This window comes from Blastococcus sp. SYSU DS0552, assembly GCF_054050815.1.
The window spans coordinates 1-17,930 of the sequence record NZ_JBJHAB010000021.1; the positions used below are offsets into that span (position 1 = coordinate 1).

General features: G+C 73.3%; 18 protein-coding genes and 1 pseudogene. 14 read left to right on the forward strand and 5 right to left on the reverse strand.

The genetic code is table 11. From position 1 onward, the window contains the following. The first annotated feature begins 213 nt into the window (after positions 1-213). The 14 genes from ACI8AG_RS17630 to ACI8AG_RS17695 all read left to right on the forward strand — a co-directional run bounded on the left by ACI8AG_RS17630 (position 214) and on the right by ACI8AG_RS17695 (position 13,440). Positions 214-495: a flagellar FlbD family protein gene (locus ACI8AG_RS17630; RefSeq protein WP_456598038.1), complete on the forward strand. Its 282-nt coding sequence runs from the start codon at positions 214-216 to the stop codon at positions 493-495. Between the two features lie 3 nt (positions 496-498). Beyond that, the gene (locus ACI8AG_RS17635) at positions 499-1,269 is read left to right on the forward strand and encodes a motility protein A (RefSeq protein ID WP_456598039.1); all 771 of its coding nucleotides are present in this window, start codon (positions 499-501) and stop codon (positions 1,267-1,269) included. Between the two features lie 4 nt (positions 1,270-1,273). Next, positions 1,274-2,176 (forward strand): flagellar motor protein MotB, encoded by a 903-nt coding sequence (locus ACI8AG_RS17640; protein WP_456598040.1) that lies wholly within the window; start codon positions 1,274-1,276, stop codon positions 2,174-2,176. After that, positions 2,173-2,646 carry a flagellar basal body-associated FliL family protein gene (locus tag ACI8AG_RS17645; protein WP_456590574.1) on the forward strand — a complete coding sequence of 158 codons (474 nt, stop codon included), beginning with the start codon at positions 2,173-2,175 and terminating at the stop codon, positions 2,644-2,646. The genes ACI8AG_RS17640 and ACI8AG_RS17645 overlap by 4 nt, the downstream gene beginning before the upstream one ends. A 151-nt stretch (positions 2,647-2,797) precedes the next feature. After that, complete coding sequence (locus tag ACI8AG_RS17650; RefSeq protein WP_456598041.1) at positions 2,798-3,775, forward strand: flagellar motor switch protein FliM; 978 nt, start codon at positions 2,798-2,800, stop codon at positions 3,773-3,775. Then, a complete protein-coding gene (gene fliN, locus ACI8AG_RS17655; RefSeq protein WP_456590572.1) occupies positions 3,772-4,512 on the forward strand; it encodes a flagellar motor switch protein FliN in 741 nt (246 codons plus the stop codon). Before ACI8AG_RS17650 ends, fliN begins: the two co-directional genes overlap by 4 nt. Further along, positions 4,509-4,946, forward strand: a complete 438-nt coding sequence (locus ACI8AG_RS17660) for a FliO/MopB family protein (RefSeq protein WP_456598042.1) — start codon at positions 4,509-4,511, stop codon at positions 4,944-4,946. Before fliN ends, ACI8AG_RS17660 begins: the two co-directional genes overlap by 4 nt. Further along, positions 4,943-5,788 carry a flagellar type III secretion system pore protein FliP gene (fliP, locus tag ACI8AG_RS17665; RefSeq protein ID WP_456590570.1) on the forward strand — a complete coding sequence of 282 codons (846 nt, stop codon included), beginning with the start codon at positions 4,943-4,945 and terminating at the stop codon, positions 5,786-5,788. Before ACI8AG_RS17660 ends, fliP begins: the two co-directional genes overlap by 4 nt. Beyond that, on the forward strand, positions 5,788-6,063 hold the full coding sequence (gene fliQ / locus ACI8AG_RS17670) for a flagellar biosynthesis protein FliQ (protein WP_456590569.1): 276 nt from the start codon (positions 5,788-5,790) through the stop codon (positions 6,061-6,063). Before fliP ends, fliQ begins: the two co-directional genes overlap by 1 nt. Before the next feature lie 4 nt (positions 6,064-6,067). Next, a complete protein-coding gene (gene fliR / locus ACI8AG_RS17675; RefSeq protein WP_456590568.1) occupies positions 6,068-6,832 on the forward strand; it encodes a flagellar biosynthetic protein FliR in 765 nt (254 codons plus the stop codon). A gap of 11 nt (positions 6,833-6,843) precedes the next feature. Next, positions 6,844-7,992, forward strand: coding sequence for an EscU/YscU/HrcU family type III secretion system export apparatus switch protein (locus tag ACI8AG_RS17680; RefSeq protein ID WP_456598043.1), 1,149 nt, complete (start codon positions 6,844-6,846; stop codon positions 7,990-7,992). 174 nt (positions 7,993-8,166) lie between these two features. Next, the gene (flhA, locus tag ACI8AG_RS17685; protein WP_456598044.1) at positions 8,167-10,212 is read left to right on the forward strand and encodes a flagellar biosynthesis protein FlhA; all 2,046 of its coding nucleotides are present in this window, start codon (positions 8,167-8,169) and stop codon (positions 10,210-10,212) included. Next, on the forward strand, positions 10,193-13,195 hold the full coding sequence (locus ACI8AG_RS17690; protein WP_456598045.1) for a hypothetical protein: 3,003 nt from the start codon (positions 10,193-10,195) through the stop codon (positions 13,193-13,195). The genes flhA and ACI8AG_RS17690 overlap by 20 nt, the downstream gene beginning before the upstream one ends. Next, positions 13,192-13,440, forward strand: a complete 249-nt coding sequence (locus ACI8AG_RS17695; protein WP_456598046.1) for a hypothetical protein — start codon at positions 13,192-13,194, stop codon at positions 13,438-13,440. The genes ACI8AG_RS17690 and ACI8AG_RS17695 overlap by 4 nt, the downstream gene beginning before the upstream one ends. Before the next feature lie 97 nt (positions 13,441-13,537). Here the strand turns inward: ACI8AG_RS17695 and ACI8AG_RS17700 are convergent, their stop codons facing one another. From ACI8AG_RS17700 to ACI8AG_RS17720, 5 genes and pseudogenes are all read right to left on the reverse strand, one after another. Then, positions 13,538-13,729 carry a hypothetical protein gene (locus tag ACI8AG_RS17700; protein WP_456598047.1) on the reverse strand — a complete coding sequence of 64 codons (192 nt, stop codon included), beginning with the start codon at positions 13,727-13,729 and terminating at the stop codon, positions 13,538-13,540. Between the two features lie 598 nt (positions 13,730-14,327). Then, positions 14,328-14,447, reverse strand: a pseudogene (locus ACI8AG_RS17705) (type IV toxin-antitoxin system AbiEi family antitoxin domain-containing protein); the annotation flags it as partial. A 172-nt stretch (positions 14,448-14,619) separates the two neighbouring features. Further along, positions 14,620-15,915, reverse strand: a complete 1,296-nt coding sequence (locus tag ACI8AG_RS17710) for a PhoH family protein (RefSeq protein ID WP_456598048.1) — start codon at positions 15,913-15,915, stop codon at positions 14,620-14,622. A gap of 264 nt (positions 15,916-16,179) precedes the next feature. Continuing rightward, positions 16,180-16,938 carry an ABC transporter permease gene (locus tag ACI8AG_RS17715; RefSeq protein WP_456590561.1) on the reverse strand — a complete coding sequence of 253 codons (759 nt, stop codon included), beginning with the start codon at positions 16,936-16,938 and terminating at the stop codon, positions 16,180-16,182. Further along, complete coding sequence (locus ACI8AG_RS17720; protein ID WP_456598049.1) at positions 16,935-17,930, reverse strand: ATP-binding cassette domain-containing protein; 996 nt, start codon at positions 17,928-17,930, stop codon at positions 16,935-16,937. The genes ACI8AG_RS17715 and ACI8AG_RS17720 overlap by 4 nt, the downstream gene beginning before the upstream one ends.

Here is a 17,930-nt window from a genome sequence, read left to right on the forward strand (position 1 = left end):
GGATCGGCTGCGCGGGCACATGCAGGACGGCCTTCCCAGCTTGGGCCCCGGGCGGCCCGCCCACCCGGCGGGGGCCCCGGGCCGTCGGTCACACGGCTCCCGCCAGCACCTTCGGCTCAAGGACCCCCCGTCCGGAGCCGATGACAGAAGTGCCGTTCCCGCCCGATCCGTGTCCACTTCCCACCCACCCCCACCGAGCAAGAGGTCCGACCCGTGATCCGAGTGACGCGCCTGAACGGCGACCAGTTCGCGCTCAACCCCGACCTGATCGAGAAGGTCGAGGGCCACCCGGACACGGTCGCCTTCCTGGTGGACGGCACGAAGTACGTGGTGCGCGAGAGCGTGGCCGAGGTGCTGCAGGAGATCCGCGAGTACCGCGCCGGCATCCTCGCCCTCTCCTACGAGATGGACCGGGGCGCCTACCGCCCGCACGTCCCCGAGCAGCAGGTCGGCGACTCGTCGGTCGTCCCCTTCCCGACCCGAGAGGAGCGCTGACCCGTGGACCCCGCCACCCTGATCGGGTTCGCCATCTCCCTCGTCGCCCTGATCGTCTTCATGATCCTCGAAGGCGCCGACCCGACGTCGCTGATCTTCCTGCCGGCGATCATCCTGGTCATCGTCGCGACCTTCGGCGCGGCGGCGGCCAGCCAGACGATGGACGACCTGAAGAAGGTCGGCAACTGGTTCAAGATGGCCGTGATGCCGGCGAAGGTGCCGCCGCCGACCGACCAGATCCAGACGCTGGTCAGCCTCGCGGAGAAGGCCCGCAAGGAGGGCCTGCTCGCCCTGGAGGCGCAGGTCAAGGCGATCGAGGACCCGTTCCTCAAGCGCGGCCTGCAGATGGGCATCGACGGCACCGACCCCGAGGAGCTGCGCGCCGTCCTGGAGAGCGAGATCTCGGCGAAGAAGGCCGAGGACAAGGTCGCCGCCAAGTTCATGAACAACATGGGCGGCTACGCGCCGACCATCGGCATCCTGGGCTGCATCGTCGGCCTGATGAACGTCATGGGGAACCTGAACAACCCGGAGACGCTCGGCCCGATGGTCGCTGCGGCGTTCATCGCCACGCTGTGGGGCGTCATGGCCGCCAACTTCTGGTTCCTGCCGATGGGCGCCAAGATCCTCCGCGTCAGCGAGCTGCAGGCCGCGCAGATGGAACTGCTCGTCGAGGGCATCGCCGAGATCCAGGCCGGCACGAGCCCGCGGGCCGTCCGGCTCAAGCTGACCTCGCTCGTGCCGCCGGGCTCGGTGGCCAAGGAAGCGGCGTGACCCCGTGAGCACCGGTCACGGCCGCCGCCGCGGCAAGAAGCACGAGGAGCACGAGGAGCACGAGAACCACGAACGGTGGCTGGTGTCGGGCTTCGACATGATGACGTTGCTGTTCGTGCTGTTCGTGGTGCTCTTCGCGATGAGCAAGGTGGACGAGCAGAAGTTCGCCGCCCTGGCCAAGGGCATGGCCGAGAGCTTCGGCGGGCCGATCACCGTGCAGCCGGGCCCGACGCCGGAAGGGTCGGTGCTCGACGGGCTCCCCGGCGTGGTGGACATCGCCTCCGCCATCCCGCCGGACCCGACGGTCCAGCAGGCCCAGATCGACAAGGCCGCCGCCCAGGCCGCCGCCGACCGGGCCGAGCGCATCGCCGCCGAGGCGAAGGCCGCCTACGACGAGCTGGCGGCCGCCCGTCAGAAGATCGAGGCCGCACTGGCCGCGGCCGGCCACGCCGGTGCCGCGCGCTACGAGATCGACGAGCGCGGCCTCGTCGTGCACATCGTCGCCGACCAGGTGCTCTTCGACGCCGAGCAGGCCGCGCTCCGACCGGAGGGCCGCGCCATCCTGAGCGCCATCGCACCCACCCTCACCGGGCTGCCCAACGCGCTCGGCGTCGAGGGGCACGCCAACCACCTCCCGGTGACCCGCGGCGGCCCGTGGCCGTCGAACTGGGAGCTCTCGGCCACCCGGGCGACCACGGTCGTGCGGTACCTGGCCACGGACGGGGTCCCGCAGGCACGCCTGTCGGCCACCGGCTACTCCTCGACCCGGCCACTGGTGCCCGAGTCCGACCCCCACGCCCTCACCGTCAACCGACGGGTCGACGTCGTCGTCCTGTCCAGCGCCTCGGCGGAGGCCAACGCCCTCCTGCCCGGGCTCGACGCCGCCCACCATGGAGTGACCGAATGAGCAAGAAGGACAAGAACGCCCCCGCCGACGGCGAGGAGACCGAGGGCTCCGGCGGGAAGAAGAAGCTCTTCCTGATCCTTGCCGTCGTGCTGCTCGCCGGGGCCGGCGCTGCCTACTTCTTCCTCTTCGCCGGCTCGGGCAAGGCCGAGGCCGCGGCACCGGAGCACGGCGGCTACACCGCTCTGGAGCCGATCGCGGTGAACCTGGCCGGTGGGGGCTACCTGAAGATCGGCATCACGCTCGACTACACCGCGGCGGCCGCCGGCGGCGGCCACGGCGCTGGCGGGGTCGACGGCGCCAAGGCCTACGACGCGATCATCTCCACGTTCTCGCAGGCCAACCCGGCCGACGTGACCGGCGCCCGGGACGCGCTCAAGGAGTCGCTCGAGCAGAAGATCATCGAGGCCTACACGGAGCACGACGTACCGATGGTCATGGGCATCTACTACACGGAGTACGTGACCCAGTAGCGCCCGCGCGACCACGCAGGGGTGCCCTCCGATCACGGAGGGCACCCCTGTCGCGCATCAGCCGCACCACCCGTCACGCGCTCCCCGGCCGCCACGGGCTCGCGGTGGCACCCGGTCAGGGTGCTGCCGGTCCCCGCCGATGAGGGGTTGCGTGACCACCCCCGAGACCGGACCGGCCCCGGCCGCCGCGCCGGCCCCGGCTCCGACCTCCGCAGCCTCGAGCAGCCGCAGCCGCCGCGGGGCGCCGCGTACCTACGACTTCCGCCGCCCGACGAAGCTCTCCCGCGAGCACGTGCGGGTCATGCAGATCGCGCAGGAGGCCTTCGCCCGGCAGGCGACGACCATCCTCACCACGTTCCTCCGGGCCGGTGCGCGCATGGAGCTCGGTGGCATCGAGCAGTTCTCCTACGACGACTACGTCGGGACGCTGCCCAACCCCACCTTCATGTCGACGTTCACCCTGGAGCCGCTCGCCGGGAAGGGCCTGCTGGCCTTCCCTCTCGACATCGCCATGGCGATGGTCGACCACATGCTGGGCGGCTCCGGCAGCGCCGATCAGCCCAACCGGCCGATGACGGCGATGGAGACCACCATCACCAACCACCTGCTCGACCGGCTGCTCGACGAGTTCGCGACCTCGCTGGCGTCCGTCACCGAGCTCCAGCCGGTGCTGGTCGGCCGGGAGTACAACCCGCAGCTCGCCCAGGCCGCCGCCGGCTCGGACACCGTCATGGTGGCCAGCTACTCGCTGCAGGTCGGCAGCCGCGAGGGCGAGGCCACCGTCGTGCTGCCCTTCTCCTCCTTCGCCCAGGCCCTGAACAACGCGGCCTCCCCGCAGCTGTCGGAGTCCGCGCTGCGCAAGCGCCAGCGAGCCCGCGAGGCGCTGATCGACCGGCTGAACCTGGTCCCGGTGGACGTCAGCGTCCGGTTCGCCCCGCTCACCGTCTCCTCCTCCGACCTGCTCTCCCTCGCCGTCGACGACGTGCTGCTGCTCCGCCATCCCCGGGACAGCCCGCTGGAGGTCACCACCAACGACGTGACGTTCGCCTACGCGATCGCCAGCAACCACCGGCGACGGCTGGCTGCCTCGATCGTCCCCACCCCGCACGCCGCGAAGGACTCCGCATGACCGCGCCCCGCACCGACTCGCAGGACTCCCAGACCGTCACGGCGGTCGTCGCCGCGGCCGCCCGTGCCGCCGCCGACCTGATCCCCTCGTCCTCGGTGCTGACCGCCGGCGCCCCCGTGAGCGATCCCGACACCGTCCCGCTGCCCCCGGCGGCCGCGGTCGCGGTCACCGCCGGCCTCTCCGGCGAGGTCTCCGGCGACGTCGTGCTGGTGCTCTCCAGCGACGTCGTCGACGCCCTGCAGAACTCCCCCGTGGGTCAGATGGACGTCTCCGCGGCCCTGCGCCCGGCCCTCGAGGCCGCCGCGGCCACCCTCGGCCGCGTGCGCGTGGCCTCCGAGCGCACCGAGGAGCCCGTCGCCGCCCTCGACGGGCTGCGCGACAAGGGCATGTTCGTCGCCGTCCCGCTGCTGGCCGACGGCGAGCACCAGGCCACCCTCGCGCTGCAGGTCACGCTGCCCGCCGCCCGCGAGCAGCGCGGCAGCCTCGAGCTCCTGCGGCACGTGGCCATGGAGGTCACCGTCGAGATCGGCCGTACCCGGATGACGGTGCAGGAGCTGCTGTCCCTGCACCCGGGCGAGGTCGTCGAGCTCGACCGCGCCGCCAGCGCGCCGGCCGACCTGCTGGTCAACGGCACGCTGATCGCCCGCGGCGAGGTGGTCGTCGTCGACGAGGACTTCGGCCTCCGGATCAGCGAGATCGTCACCGACGCCGCCGAGCTGGGGGCCCAGGCCTCATGACGTGGATGATCGTCCGGCTGTTCCTGTCCCTCGCCCTGATCGGCGGCGTGCTCTGGTTCGCCGCCCGGCTGGCGAAGAAGAAGGGCCTGGGCCAGGGCAACGGCCTCATCGAGGTGCTCGCCCGGCAGCGGATGGGCCGCACCAGCACCGTCAACGTGGTGCGCATCGCCGACGTCGTCCTGGTCGTCGGGGCCACCGAGGAGCACGTCACCCTGCTCGCCGAGGTCGACGCCGAGGCCGTCGACGCAGCGCTGCGCGAGCGCCGGGCCCCGGGCGGACCCCGGACCGCGGACGGCCCGGGCGAGGGCACGCCCGCGATCCCGGTCCAGGCGGCCCGCTCCGGGGACGGCGTCCTCGCCGGCTCCGTCCTGGACCGCAACGGCTGGGGCACGCTGGTCGACGAACTGCGCGAGCGGACGGTCCGGCGGACATGACGACCACGGTGTGCGCGCTGCCCTCGCCGGGCAGCCGGCGGGCACGACGCCGCGCCCTCGTGGTCCTGCTGTCCCTGCTGGTCGCCACGGTGGCGGCGGTCCTGCTGGCGGGCCCGGCCGCGGCCGTCCCGACGGCACCCACGGAGCCGACGGCGCCGGTGGCGCCCGAGGTCGGTGGTGCCGTGGACATCTCGATCGGCAACGGCTCCCCCAGCAGCTCGATCACGCTGATCCTGGCGATCACGGTGCTGTCGGTCGCCCCGTCGGTGCTCCTGCTCGCCACCTCGTTCACCAAGATCGTCGTGGTGCTGGGGCTCACCCGGAACGCGCTCGGCATGGCCACGTCGCCGCCGAACCAGGTGCTGACCGGTATCGCGCTGTTCCTGACGCTGTTCGTGATGGGCCCGGTGTTCTCCGACATCAACGAGCTCGCCGTCCAGCCCTACATGGACGGGACGATGTCGGTCTCCCAGGCCTACGACGCGGGCGAGGGGCCGCTGCGCGAGTTCCTGCTGGCCAACACCCGCGAGGACGAGCTGAGGCTGATGATCGGGCTCTCCGGCGAGGAGGCCCCGGCGGACGCGGCAGCGGTCAGCATGACCACGCTCATCCCCGCGTTCGTCCTCTCGGAGCTGAAGAGCGCCTTCATCATCGGGCTGGTCATCTTCATCCCGTTCCTGGTGCTCGACATGCTCGTCAGCGCCGCGCTCATGTCGCTCGGCATGATGATGGTCCCGCCGACCATCGTCTCCCTGCCGTTCAAACTGCTGCTCTTCGTCGTCGTCGACGGCTGGGCGCTGATCACCACCGCGCTGGTGGGTTCCTACGGGGGGGCAGGCTGATGTCGGACGCCGACGTCACGGAGATCGCGGCGCAGACCATGATGGTCGCCGCCAAGGTCGCCGCACCCATCCTGATCACCGCCCTGCTGGTCGGCTTCCTGATCTCGCTGTTCCAGGCGGCCACGCAGATCCAGGAGGCGACGCTCTCCTTCGTCCCGAAGATGATCGCCGTCTCGATCGCCCTGCTGGTCACCGGGAACTGGGTGCTCTCCGAGCTGGTCACCTTCACGCACACCCTGTTCGATCAGCTGCCGGCGCTGCTCGACCGGACGTAGCGCCGTGGACCTCTCGGTCCCGGCGGTCACGCTCGCGGCCCTGCTCCTCGGCACGGCGCGGGCCGCCGGCTTCATCCTGCTCGCCCCGCCGTTCAACTCCCGGGTGATCCCCGGTCCGGTCAAGGGCGCCCTGGCCCTGGCGCTCGCGGTGCTGCTGTCGACCCAGATCGCCCCCACCCTGCCCGAGCCCACGGCCGGCTTCCTGGTGGTCACCGCCGTGACCGAGGTGGTCATCGGCGCGGCGCTCGGGTTCGTCGTCCAGGTGCTGTTCACGGCGGTGCAGATGGCCGGCGACATGCTCGATCTCACCGGCGGCTTCGCCCTGCAGCCGGGCTACGACCCGCTGTCGATGTCGCAGAACGGCTCGCTGGGCAAGCTGCACTACCTGCTGGCCACCACGCTGCTGTTCACCAGCGGCGGCCACCTGCTGATGGTCAAGGGCTTCGCCACCTCCTACGAGGGGCTCCCCGTGGGCGGGGACGTGCCGACCGACCAGCTCGCGGCCGTCCTCGTCACCGCGTTCTCGATGATGTTCCTCGCCGCCCTGCAGATCGCCGGCCCCATGGTCGCCGTGCTGCTGCTCGCCGACGTCGCGCTCGCGCTGCTGAGCCGCGCCGCCCCGGCGCTCAACGTCTTCTCGCTCGGCTTCCCGGTGAAGATCATGCTCACCCTGGCGATGCTGGGGCTGACGTTCCCCTTGCTGCCACCGGCCCTGGACTCGCTGCTCGAGCACGGTGTGCGGGCGATGACCTCCCTGCGCGGCGGCTGAGGGGGTGACGCATGGCCAAGGACGGACCGGGTGGTGAGAAGACCGAGAAGCCCACTCCCCAGCGCCTGAAGAAGGCGCGCAAGGAGGGGCAGATCCCCCGGACCCAGGAGCTGGGCACCTGGCTGGGGGTGGCGGCGGCGAGCTTCCTGCTGCCGATGCTCGTGGGCAACGCCTTCGACACGGTGCGGCAGTTGTTCGTGCACGTCGGCGCGGTGGCCAGGAACCCCGAGATCACCACGGTCACCGCGCTGCTGGGTACGGCGCTGGTGGCCTTCCTGACGACGCTGCTGCCGACCGCGATCGCCCTCATGCTCGTCGGCGTCGCCTCCTCGGCGGCCCAGGGCGGGGTGCGTTTCGCCGGCAAACCGATGAAGCCGACGCTGAAGAAGTTCAACCCCCTCCCGGCGTTCAAGCGCATGTTCGGCACCCAGGGGCTGTGGGAGGTGTCCAAGGCGCTGATCAAGACCGCGGCCCTGGGCACGGTCGTGATCGTCACCAGCGAGCGGGCCCAGGCGCTGGTGTCCTCCGCGGGCGCGCTGCCGCTCTCGGCGGTCGCGGCCACCTTCACCGACTCGGCCGTCCTGATGTTCCGGGTCGTCGCCGTCACCGGCCTGGTCATCGCCGTCGCCGACTTCGTCGTCGTCCGGACCAAGATGCTGAAGCAGCTCAAGATGAGCAAGTACGAGATCACCCAGGAGCACAAGCAGGCCGAGGGCGACCCGTACATGAAGGCGCACCGCCGCGGGGTGCAGATGTCGATGTCCCGCAACCGGATGATGGCCGAGGTGGCCGACGCCGACGTCCTCCTGGTCAACCCCACCCACGTCGCCGTCGCGCTCAAGTACGACGCCGCCAAGGGCGCACCCCGCGTGGTGGCGAAGGGCGCCGGCGAGGTGGCGGCGAAGCTGCGCGAACGGGCCACCGAGGCGCGCGTGCCGCTGGTCCAGGACGTCCCGCTGGCGCGGGCGCTGCACGCCTCCTGCGAGCTGGGGCAGGAGGTCCCCCCGCAGCTGTTCACCGCCGTCGCCCGCGTGCTGGCCTTCGTCATGCACCTGGGTGCCCGCGGCGTGCGCGGCGGGTTCCACCGTCCCGGGTTCGAGGCACCGGACACGACGGATCTGCCCAAGGCCGGCCGGCGCCGCCCCACCGTCGCCGCCTGAACGATGGTGATCAGGTCACCTGATCATTCCGGGTCCTGGCTCAGCGTCGACCGTGAGCCAGGACCCCCAGCGGTGAGCCAGGAGCGGTGGCCATGGGGAGGTACCGGCTGCGTGCCGGCCTGCCGATGAGGGAGGGGTGAGCCAGCGTCTGTCCCCCGCCCCCGGAGCGGGCGAGTGAAGGGCCTGGGCAAGGCCGCCGTCCCGATCGGCGTCGTCTCGATCGTGCTCATGCTGGTGGTGCCGCTGCCCGCCGCGATGATGGACATGCTGATCGGGCTGAACCTCGCGATCTCGCTGCTCGTCCTCCTCGTCGCGATGCAGATCAGGAAGCCGCTGGACTTCGCCGTCTTCCCGTCGCTGCTGCTCATCGCGACGCTGTTCCGGCTGGCCCTCAACGTCTCCTCCACCCGGCTGGTGCTCACCGACGGCTACGCCGGGAAGGTGATCGAGGCGTTCGGCCACATCGTCATCGGCGGCTCGCTGGTCGTCGGCCTGGTGATCTTCCTGATCCTCACGATCGTGCAGTTCGTGGTGATCACGAACGGTGCCGGTCGCGTCGCCGAGGTCGGCGCCCGCTTCACCCTCGACGCCATGCCGGGCAAGCAGATGGCGATCGACGCGGACCTCAACGCCGGGCTGATCAACGAGGCCCAGGCACGCAAGCGCCGCCACGAGGTCACCGCCGAGGCCGACTTCTACGGCTCCATGGACGGCGCGTCGAAGTTCGTCAAGGGCGACGCCATCGCCGGCATCGTGGTGACGCTGGTCAACCTCATCGGCGGCTTCGCCATCGGCATGATGCAGCGCGGCCTCACCCCGGCCGAGTCGGTCAGCACCTACTCGCTGCTGACCGTCGGCGACGGGCTCGTCTCGATGATCCCCGCGCTCCTGATGTCGACCGCCACCGGCATCATCGTGACCCGGTCGGCCAGCGAGGGCGACATGGGCACCGACCTGATCGCCCAGCTCGGCCGGTTCCAGCAGCCGGTGCGCATCGCCGGCGGCGCCGCCCTGGCCCTGTGCCTGATCCCGGGACTGCCCAAGCTGCCGTTCCTGCTCGTCGGTGCGCTGTTCCTCTTCCTGGCCACCCGCCTGACCGACGAGCCGGAGATCGACGAGGACGCCGAGGCAGCCGCGGCGGCCGCCGAGCTGGAACCCGCCCCGGACTCCCCCGAGGCGATCGCCGAGCGGATGCGGGTCGACCCGCTGGAGCTCGAGGTGGCCTTCGACCTGGTCGACCTGGTCGACACGGCGCGCGGCGGCGACCTGCTGGACCGGGTGAAGGCCCTGCGCCGGAAGGTCGCCATGGAGACCGGTCTGGTCATCCCGCTGGTGCGCACCCGGGACAACCTCGACCTGCCCTCCTCGCAGTACGTCATCTGGCTCAACGGCGTGCCGGTCGCCAAGGGCAGCTCCCCCGCCGGGACGGTGCTCGCCATCGGCGACGCGCTGGACGGGCTCCCCGGCAAGCCGACCCGCGAGCCGGTGTTCGGGCTCGCCGCCAAGTGGGTGCCCGCGGAGCTGCAGCGGGCCGCCGAGATGGCCGGGGCGACCGTGGTCGACCGCTCATCGGTCATCACCACCCACCTGGCGGAGGTCGTCCGGCAGAACGCTGCGGACCTGCTCGGGCGGGAGGACGTCCGCCTCCTCGTGGAGATGGTGCGCCGCTCCCACCCGGTCGTCGTGGAAGAGCTGACCCCGGCGCTGCTCACCCTGGGAGAGGTGCAACGCGTGTTGCATGCGTTGCTCGCCGAGGGTGTGTCGATCCGCGACCTGGTGCGCATCTTCGAGGCACTCTCTGTACGTGCCAAGCACTCGACCGAACTCGACGGACTGGTCGAGGCCACTCGGTCGGCACTGGGCTCGGCGATCAGCCAGCCCTACGTCACGCCGGACGAGCGGCTGCACGTGCTCACGCTGGAGCCTGGGTTCGAGCAGCGGCTGCTCGAGGCGGTCCGCCAGACCGAGATGGGCGCCGTCCTCGCCCTCGACGCCGGCGCGGTGGACGCCCTCGTCCACGGCTGCAGCGGCATGCTCGAGGAGGCCGAGCGGCAGGGCCTGTCCCCCGTCCTCGTCTGCTCGCCTCAGGTCCGCGCGGCGCTCGCGCGGCTGATGCGCCAGATCCTGCCCCGGCTGCCGGTCATCTCCTACGCGGAGGTGTCCCGGACGGCCCAGATCGAGTCGCTGGGAGTGGTGAGCGGTGCCGTTGCGATCCGTTGAGGCCGCCACGCGCGACGACGCGATCGCGGCCGCGCGCGAGCAGTTCGGGCCGCACGTCCGGGTCGTCGGGGTCCGGCGGGTCCGCTCCGGCGGGGTGCTGGGCTTCTTCGCCACCGAGCGGTACGTCGCCGAGGTGGCGCCCGACCAGTTCGTCCGCCCCGGCGCCCCCTCGCCGTCGACGGGCCCCACGCAGGCCGCCCCCGTCGCCGCGTACGACTCCCCGCTGGCCTCGGCTGCTCCGGCCCGCGCCCGCACGACAGCCCCTGCCCGCAACGGCGCCGCCGCCTGGGCCGCGGAGGCCACGCGCCAGGCACCGGTGGAGCCGGTGACGTCCGGGGCCTCCTCCTGGCCCACCACGCCCGCTGCGCCCGCCGCGCCTGCTGCGGCCGCCGCGCCCGCTGCGCCCGCGGACGACGAGCGGATCGACGAGCTGGCCGGCCTGCTGGGCGGTTCGCCCGCCGGTACCGGCACTCTCGCCACCCCCGCAGCCCCCTCCACCGGGTACGGGCGGTCGTCGGCGTCCCGGGCCACCTTCCCGAAGGCGACGCGCGGAGCCGCGTCCACCCCGCGCACGCAGACGGCTCCGGCGCCGGCGAAGCAGCCGACCGCCGCCCGCGACGACGCGGAGGCCGCGCCCTCCCCGTTCACGGCGGCACTGGCCCGCATGGTCTCCGGGGACCGCGACGTGCGCCAGGCCGTCGAGGAAGCGCTGGCGCAGCCGGCGGAGCTCCACCCGGCCGCACAGGATCCGGTTCCGTTCACCGCCGAAGCCCCCGGCACGCCGGCGCCCCGCTCGTCCCTGGCCGCGGCCATTCGTTCAGCAGACCCGTCGACGCGGTTTCAGGCCGTGCAGCAGGAGGAGTTCACGGTGAGAGATCAGGCCACCGCGCCGCCCTCCACGTCCACGTCCACGACCGGAGCCGACGGCCTGCCCACCTGGGCGGCCCCTTCGCCGGAGCCCGCCGCGCCGGCGCCGTCCGCGCGGCAGGAGGAGATCGCGGAGGCGCTGCGGGACGCCCTGGCCCAGGGCCACTCGGACGAGGCCCTCGCCGGGATCCTGCGCAAGATGCTGGCCGGGGACTCCCCGCGGGAGGCGTTGACCGAGCCGGTCCCGGCCGAGCCCGTGCTGCCTGCGCTCGACCTCCCGGGTGCCGGTGACGCCTTCCTGCCGGAGCCGCTCACCACCACGCCCGAGCTGGTCGACCACGAGCCGGTCCGCAGCGAGCTCCCCGTCGTCGAGCCCGACCCCCTCGACACCCCGCTGTTCGCCTCGGTCGGCGAGCAGCCGGTCACCTCGTCGCCGCCCGCGCCGGCACTCGTCGTGCCGGAGCCCGTCGGCGCCGTGTCGTCGTTCCCCCTCTTCGACGACCCCCTCCCGCCAGCGGCGCCCGCACCGACCTCCGCCGACCTCGGCTGGGGCAGCTCTGCCGCCGACACCGCGCTGTGGGGTGAGCCGGTCCTCGCTCGTCCCGTCGGCACCGACTCGCCCATCTGGGCCGACGTGCTGGGCGGGGCTCCCACGTCGCCGGCTCCGCTCGAGGTGGCCACGGTCGCCGGGGAGGCCGCGCTCGTCGTCGAGGACGGCGGTGCCGCGGTCGTCGACGAGTCACCGGTGCCGGCCGTCGAGGACGACTGGGTCCCGTTCGCCGTGGCCGAGGACGCCGTGGAGCTGCCCGCGGAGACCGCCGCGGAGGTAGTCGCCGAGGCCTCGCCCGCCGAGGCGACCGTGGCCGAGGAGGTCGTCGCCGCGGACTCGGTCGCCGAGGACGCCATCGCCGCGGACGCCATCCCCGAGGAAGCTCTCGGCGAGGAAGCTTTCGGCGAGGAAGCCATCGCCGCGGACGCGGTCGCCGAGGAGGTCGTCGCCGAGGAGGTGGCCGCCGCGGACGCCGTCGCCGAGGAGCCGCTGCTCGCCCGGACCGCCAGCGACCCCGCCCCGCTCAGCCTGTCGTCGGACGCCACGACGGTCATGCCGCGGGTGTCCCTGCTGCCGCCGCTGCCCGGCGCGCGGGGTCGTGGGCTGCCCCCCGTGCCGCCGGCGTCGGGCCGCCCGGCGGTCCCCCCGTCACGCCCCGCCGCAGCCGGCCCGCGCGACGCCGCTGCCCGGGAGGCCGAGGGGACCCAGGCCGCACCCCGCACCCTGGCGACCGTCACGCGCCTCCCGGTGGGTCCCCTCATGGGCGACGACCACCCGGAGCTGGCCGGTATCGACGAGGACGCCGTTGTCCACCGGCCGGTTCCCGCCGCGCGGGCCGCCGACGTCCCCGCCGCCCCGGCGCCGTCGCGGCGGACCGGGCTCAGCCCCGCCGGCCCGCGCGAGATCGTCGCCCGGCTGAGCGAGCTGGGCCTGCCCCAGGACCTGCTGGCGGCGGACTTCGCCGGTCGGATCGAGGCGGAGGGCACCTACGCGGCGCTGACCCGCGTGCTGGCCGCGCGGCTGCCCGAGGCGCCGGAGCTCCCCACCGGAGCCGGTGAGGTGCTGTTCGTCGTGGGGCCCGGTGTCGAGGCGCTCCGCGCCGCGCGCGCGCTCGCCGTCTCCCTGCGGCTGGACCCCGACCGCGTGCAGTGGGCGACCCGCGGCGACCTCGCCGGACTCGCCCCCAAGGGCAGCCGGGTGACCACGGTCGACGCGGCCATCGACCGTCAGCACGAGGCGACCGACGTCGGCATGCTGACGATCGTCGCCGTGGACGCGCCGCTCCGCAGCGACTTCTACTGGATGTCGCAGATGCTGGCGATCTGGTCGCCGGCGTCGGTCTGGGCCGTCGCCGAGGCGACCCGCAAGCCCGAGGACCTCGAGGTGTGGCTCGGCGGGCTGCCCCGCGTCGACGCCCTCGTCGTGCAGGACACCGACCTCAGCGCCGACCCGGCGGCCGTGCTGCAGCGGCTGACCGTCCCCGTGGCCCTCCTCGACGGCGCCCGCGCGACCCCGCACCGCTGGGCCTCGCTGCTCTGCGAGCGCCTGGACAGCCCGCAGACATGAGCCCGTTCCGCTGGGACGTCCTGCTCGTCGGGCTCGTGCTGGCCGTCCCCGTGCTCGCGCTCGGCCTGCGCGGGGACTTCACGACCGAGGACATGGTGAACCGGCTGCCGTGGTGCCTGGCCGCCGGCTGGGTCGTCGTCGCGCTGGTCCGCGCCGTCGTCACACCACCCAAGCCCGCGCCCGAGGGCCGGCGACGGCCCGCCGCCCGGGCGACGCCGACGGAGGAGCCGGCCGACGCCGCCTGACCGGCTCCGGGATCGAACTCCCGCTGTGCGAGCCGTGCCGGAGCCCACAGCGGGTGCCGCACCAGCGGAGCGGTCACCCGGCTCGCCGCTGGGCCCCCTACACCGCCCGGCGCACCTTCGCGGCGAGGCGGTGCGGCACGGACAGCTCTGCCCACACCCAGCGGACGACGTGCCAGCCCTCGTCCCGGATAGCGTCCTCGCGGCGCTTCTCGGCGAAGACGGCGTCGCCGGGGTCCTGCCCCGGCCGCAGCAGCCGGCCGTACTTCACCCGCCCGTCGAACTCTCCCACCAGGCGGGCCACCTCCCAGGCGAGAGGTGCGGGCGACCAGGTCCCCGCCGGCGGAAAAGACCTCGAACTGCAGCGCCGAGGGAGCCGGCTGCCAGCGCTGGAGGATCACCCGGCTGCGGCTCTCCCCGACGCTGTCGCTGCGGGCGTCCGCCGCGGCGACGGCTCGCGCCGCGCTCCGCGTCCCGGGAGCTCCGACGATGTCGAACAGCCGCGCGCGGAGCTCGTCGTGGGTCACGAGCCCCCGGTGCAGCGCGGCGTCGAGGGCGACCACGGCCGCCTCGTACCGCAGGGAGCGGGCGAGGTCGAGCAGGGTGCGGACGCGATCGGTGACCGGCACGCCGCCGACCCGGACCACCTCGTCGTCGCGGATGCGCACCACGTGACAGCACAGCACCCGGCTGCGGTCGGTCCACGAGCCCGGCGGCCGGGTGATGTGCACCCGGTCGAGCGCGACGTCCCACAGCGGGAGCCCGTGCAGCACGGCCGCCGACTGGTGGCTCACGACCGCCGGGCGGCGGAGCAGCGCCACGGTGGCCTCGACCAGGAGCGCGTGTTGCGCGGCCGGACCGGCGGGGAGGACGGCGTCCACGTAGGCCCCTCGGCGCAGCCGGCTCAGCTCCCCGGAGCGGACGGCCCGGGCCAGCTCGCCCTCGGACCAGCCCTCGGTCAGGGCGTCCCGGCGGAGACGGACGGGCGGGTGGAAGTTCGGGTCGGTCATCCTCCGACCGTCCGACGCGGCCCGCCCGGGTGACCAGGCCCGCGCCGGTCCGGTGGACGACGGCGGAGCCTGTGGACGCCCCGCTCCGGGGGTGTTCCCGCTGCTCCCGGGTCGTTGCAGGACCCGTGCGGCGGGAGAACCACCCCCAGAGCGGCCGACGCGGCTGCTCAGGTCAGAGCGGCAGGTCCTCCAGCATCTCGGTCACCAGCGCCGCGATGGGCGAGCGCTCGGAACGGGTGAGCGTCACGTGCGCGAACAGCACGTGCCCCTTCAGCTTCTCGATGACCGCCGTGACGCCGTCGTGCCGGCCCACCCGCAGGTTGTCCCGCTGGGCGACGTCATGGGTGAGCACCACGCGGGAGTTGCTGCCCAGACGCGACAGCACGGTGAGCAGCACGCCCCGCTCCAGCGACTGCGCCTCGTCGACGATCACGAAGGAGTCGTGCAGCGAGCGGCCGCGGATGTGGGTGAGGGGCAGCACCTCGATCAGCTCCCGCGCGGCGATCTCCTCGAGCACCTCGCGGGACACCAACGCGCCCAGGGTGTCGTAGACGGCCTGGGCCCAGGGCGACATCTTCTCGCCCTCGCCGCCCGGCAGGTACCCCAGCTCCTGACCGCCGACGGCGTACAGCGGCCGGAAGATGACCACCTTCTTGTGCGCCCGCCGCTCCAGCACCGACTCCAGCCCCGCGCACAGGGCCAGCGCCGACTTGCCGGTGCCGGCCCGACCACCGAGGGACACGATGCCGATCGCCGGATCCAGCAGCAGGTCCAGCGCGACCCGCTGCTCGGCCGAGCGCCCGTGCAGCCCGAAGGCCTCCCGGTCGCCCCGCACCAGCCGCACCTGCTTGTCCGGCGTGACCCGGCCGAGGGCCGAGCCGCGCGAGGAGAGCAGGACCAGACCGGTGTGGGTGGGCAGCTCGGCCGCGGCCGGCAGGAAGACCTCGCCGTCCTCGTACAGCACGTCGAGCTCGGCGTCCTCCACCGACACCTCGGCCATCCCGGTCCAGCCGGCGTCCACCGCGTCGAGCACGCGGTACTCGTCGGCGTCCAGCCCGACGGCCGCGGCCTTGACGCGCAGCGGCACGTCCTTGGTGACCAGGCAGACGTCCCGGCCCTCCGCCCGCAGGTTCAGCGCGACCACCATGATCCGGCTGTCGTTGCTGTCGTTCCGGAAACCGGCCGGGAGCACCGCGGGGTCGCTGTGGTTCAGCTCGACGTGCAGCGTGCCGCCGCTCTCCCCCACCGGCACCGGCGCGTCGAGCCTGCCGTGGGTGACCCGCAGGTCGTCGAGGATGCGCAGCGCCTGGCGGGCGAACCAGCCGAGCTCGGGGTGGTTGCGCTTGTCCTCCAGCTCCCCGATGACGACGAGGGGCAGCACCACGTCGGCGTCGCCGAAGCGCAGCAGCGCGCCCGGGTCGGACAGCAGGACGGAGGTGTCGAGGACGAACGTACGGCGAGTGGTCACGAGTCGGCTCCCGTGAGGCGACGCCCCGGTGACGAGGCGCACCCCTGCTCGAAGGTGGCCGGGCCCCGGCGCAGGAGCCGGGGACCGGCCCCTCTGGACGACGAACGCAGTCGCACCAACCGGGCCTCCCGTGGACGGCGAGGGAGCTCGCCGTCCACTGCGGACGCTATGCCCGGGGGGTGACATCCACGTGACGTGCACCCCACGAGAAGGAGTGGATGTCACCCGGAGGCCTCATCCGTCGCAGCCGTCCCGCACGGACCGTCAGCTCGACTCGCGACGGAACCTGCGGACCCCGAACGCCCAGCCGAGGACCGCGAGCAACACCGTCATCGCGACCCCCCACCACGCGGTCGAGGTGCCGTACCCGCCCACGAAGAACTCACGGGCCGCCTCGACCACGTGCTTGAACGGGTTCACGTCGCTGACCGCCTGCAGCCACCCGGGCGCCAGGCTCATCGGCAGCAGGATGCCCGACAGCAGCACGAGCGGGAAGACGACAGCGTTGAGCAGGGGGGCGAACGCGTCCTCGCTCTTCAGCGTGAGCGCCAGGGCGTAGGAGACCGCCGCGAGCGCCGCACCGAGCAGGGCGACGACCAGCAGGGTGAGGACGACGCCGAGCACCGGCGCCCGCAACCCGAGCGGGATGGACACCAGCACCAGCAGCGCTCCCTGCGTCAGCAGGACGACGACGTCGCGCAGCACCCGGCCGAGGAGGAGGGCGGTGCGGCTGGCCGGGGTGACCCGCTGGCTCTCGATCACCCCCGCCCGCCACTCGGCGATCAGCCCGAAGCCCACGAACAGCGCCCCGAACATGCCCAGCTGCACGAGGATGCCGGGCACGAAGATCTGGTAGGCGTCGCCCGGACCCAGCTGACCGGCCAGCGGCTCGAGCAGCGGCCCGAACAGCAGGATGTAGAGGATCGGCTGCATCAGGCTGATCACCAGCCAGGCGGGGTTGCGCAGCGACATCCGCATGGCGCGGGCGAACACGGTCCCGGTGTCGCGCAGGAGGGTGTTCATCGCCCGGCCACCGCCGGAGCGGGGGGTGACGCCGGCGCGGCGCCGGACTCGCGCAGGGACCGACCGGTCAGGCCGAGGAAGACGTCGTCGAGGCTGGGCCGGCGGCTCTCGATGCCGCTGACGGGGACGTCCGCGGCGTCCAGGGCCCGCACCAGCTCGACCAGCGCACGACCTCCGTGCGGCACCCGGCCCACGACCCGGTCGGCGAGCAGCTGCGGCTGCTCGGCCCCCGGCAGGGCCCCGACCAGGCGGGCGACCTCCGCGGTCTGCTCCGGGCGCTCCACCATCACGGTGAGCACGTCGCCGCCCACCTGCGACTTCAGCTGGTCGGGAGTGCCCTCGGCGACGATCGCCCCGTGGTCGATGACCAGGATCCGGTCGCAGAGCGCGTCGGCCTCGTCCAGGTAGTGGGTGGTCAGGAAGACCGTCGTCCCGCGCTCCTCGCGCAGCCCGCGGATGTGCTGCCACAGGTTGGCCCGCGCCTGCGGGTCCAGCCCGGTCGTCGGCTCGTCGAGGAAGACGAGCTCCGGCACGTGGATCAACCCGACCGCGATGTCGAGGCGGCGGCGCTGGCCGCCCGACATGGCCTTGGGCTGGCGCTCCCAGAGCCCGTCGAGGTCGAGTTCGGCGAAGAGCCGTTGCCCGCGCTCGGTCGCCTCGGCGGTGCTCATGCCGTAGAGACGGGCGTGGTCGACGACCTCTTCCCCGGCCCGCGCCTCCGGGGCGGTCGAGCCGCTCTGCGAGACGTACCCGATGCGGCGGCGGACCCCGACCGGGTCGGCCCGCAGGTCGCAGCCGGCCACGGTGGCGGTGCCCGCGGTGGGCTCCAGGAGCGTCGTCAGCATGCGCAGCGTCGTCGTCTTCCCGGCCCCGTTCGGGCCGAGGAAGCCGACGATCTCACCGGGGGCGACGTCCAGGTCGACCCCGACGACGGCGTGGACCTCCTGCTTGCGCTTGCGGAACGTGCGGGCGAGGCCGCGGGCGTGGATCAC

Bases quoted from the DNA above. Each gene is read 5' to 3' on its own strand.
- ACI8AG_RS17680 (WP_456598043.1), top strand. From the start codon at position 6,844: ATGGCCAAGGACGGACCGGGTGGTGAGAAGACCGAGAAGCCCACTCCC.
- fliQ (WP_456590569.1), top strand. From the start codon at position 5,788: ATGTCGGACGCCGACGTCACGGAGATCGCGGCGCAGACCATGATGGTC.
- ACI8AG_RS17695 (WP_456598046.1), top strand. From the start codon at position 13,192: ATGAGCCCGTTCCGCTGGGACGTCCTGCTCGTCGGGCTCGTGCTGGCC.
- ACI8AG_RS17645 (WP_456590574.1), top strand. From the start codon at position 2,173: ATGAGCAAGAAGGACAAGAACGCCCCCGCCGACGGCGAGGAGACCGAG.
- ACI8AG_RS17715 (WP_456590561.1), bottom strand. From the start codon at position 16,938: ATGAACACCCTCCTGCGCGACACCGGGACCGTGTTCGCCCGCGCCATG.
- fliN (WP_456590572.1), top strand. From the start codon at position 3,772: ATGACCGCGCCCCGCACCGACTCGCAGGACTCCCAGACCGTCACGGCG.
- fliP (WP_456590570.1), top strand. From the start codon at position 4,943: ATGACGACCACGGTGTGCGCGCTGCCCTCGCCGGGCAGCCGGCGGGCA.
- ACI8AG_RS17660 (WP_456598042.1), top strand. From the start codon at position 4,509: ATGACGTGGATGATCGTCCGGCTGTTCCTGTCCCTCGCCCTGATCGGC.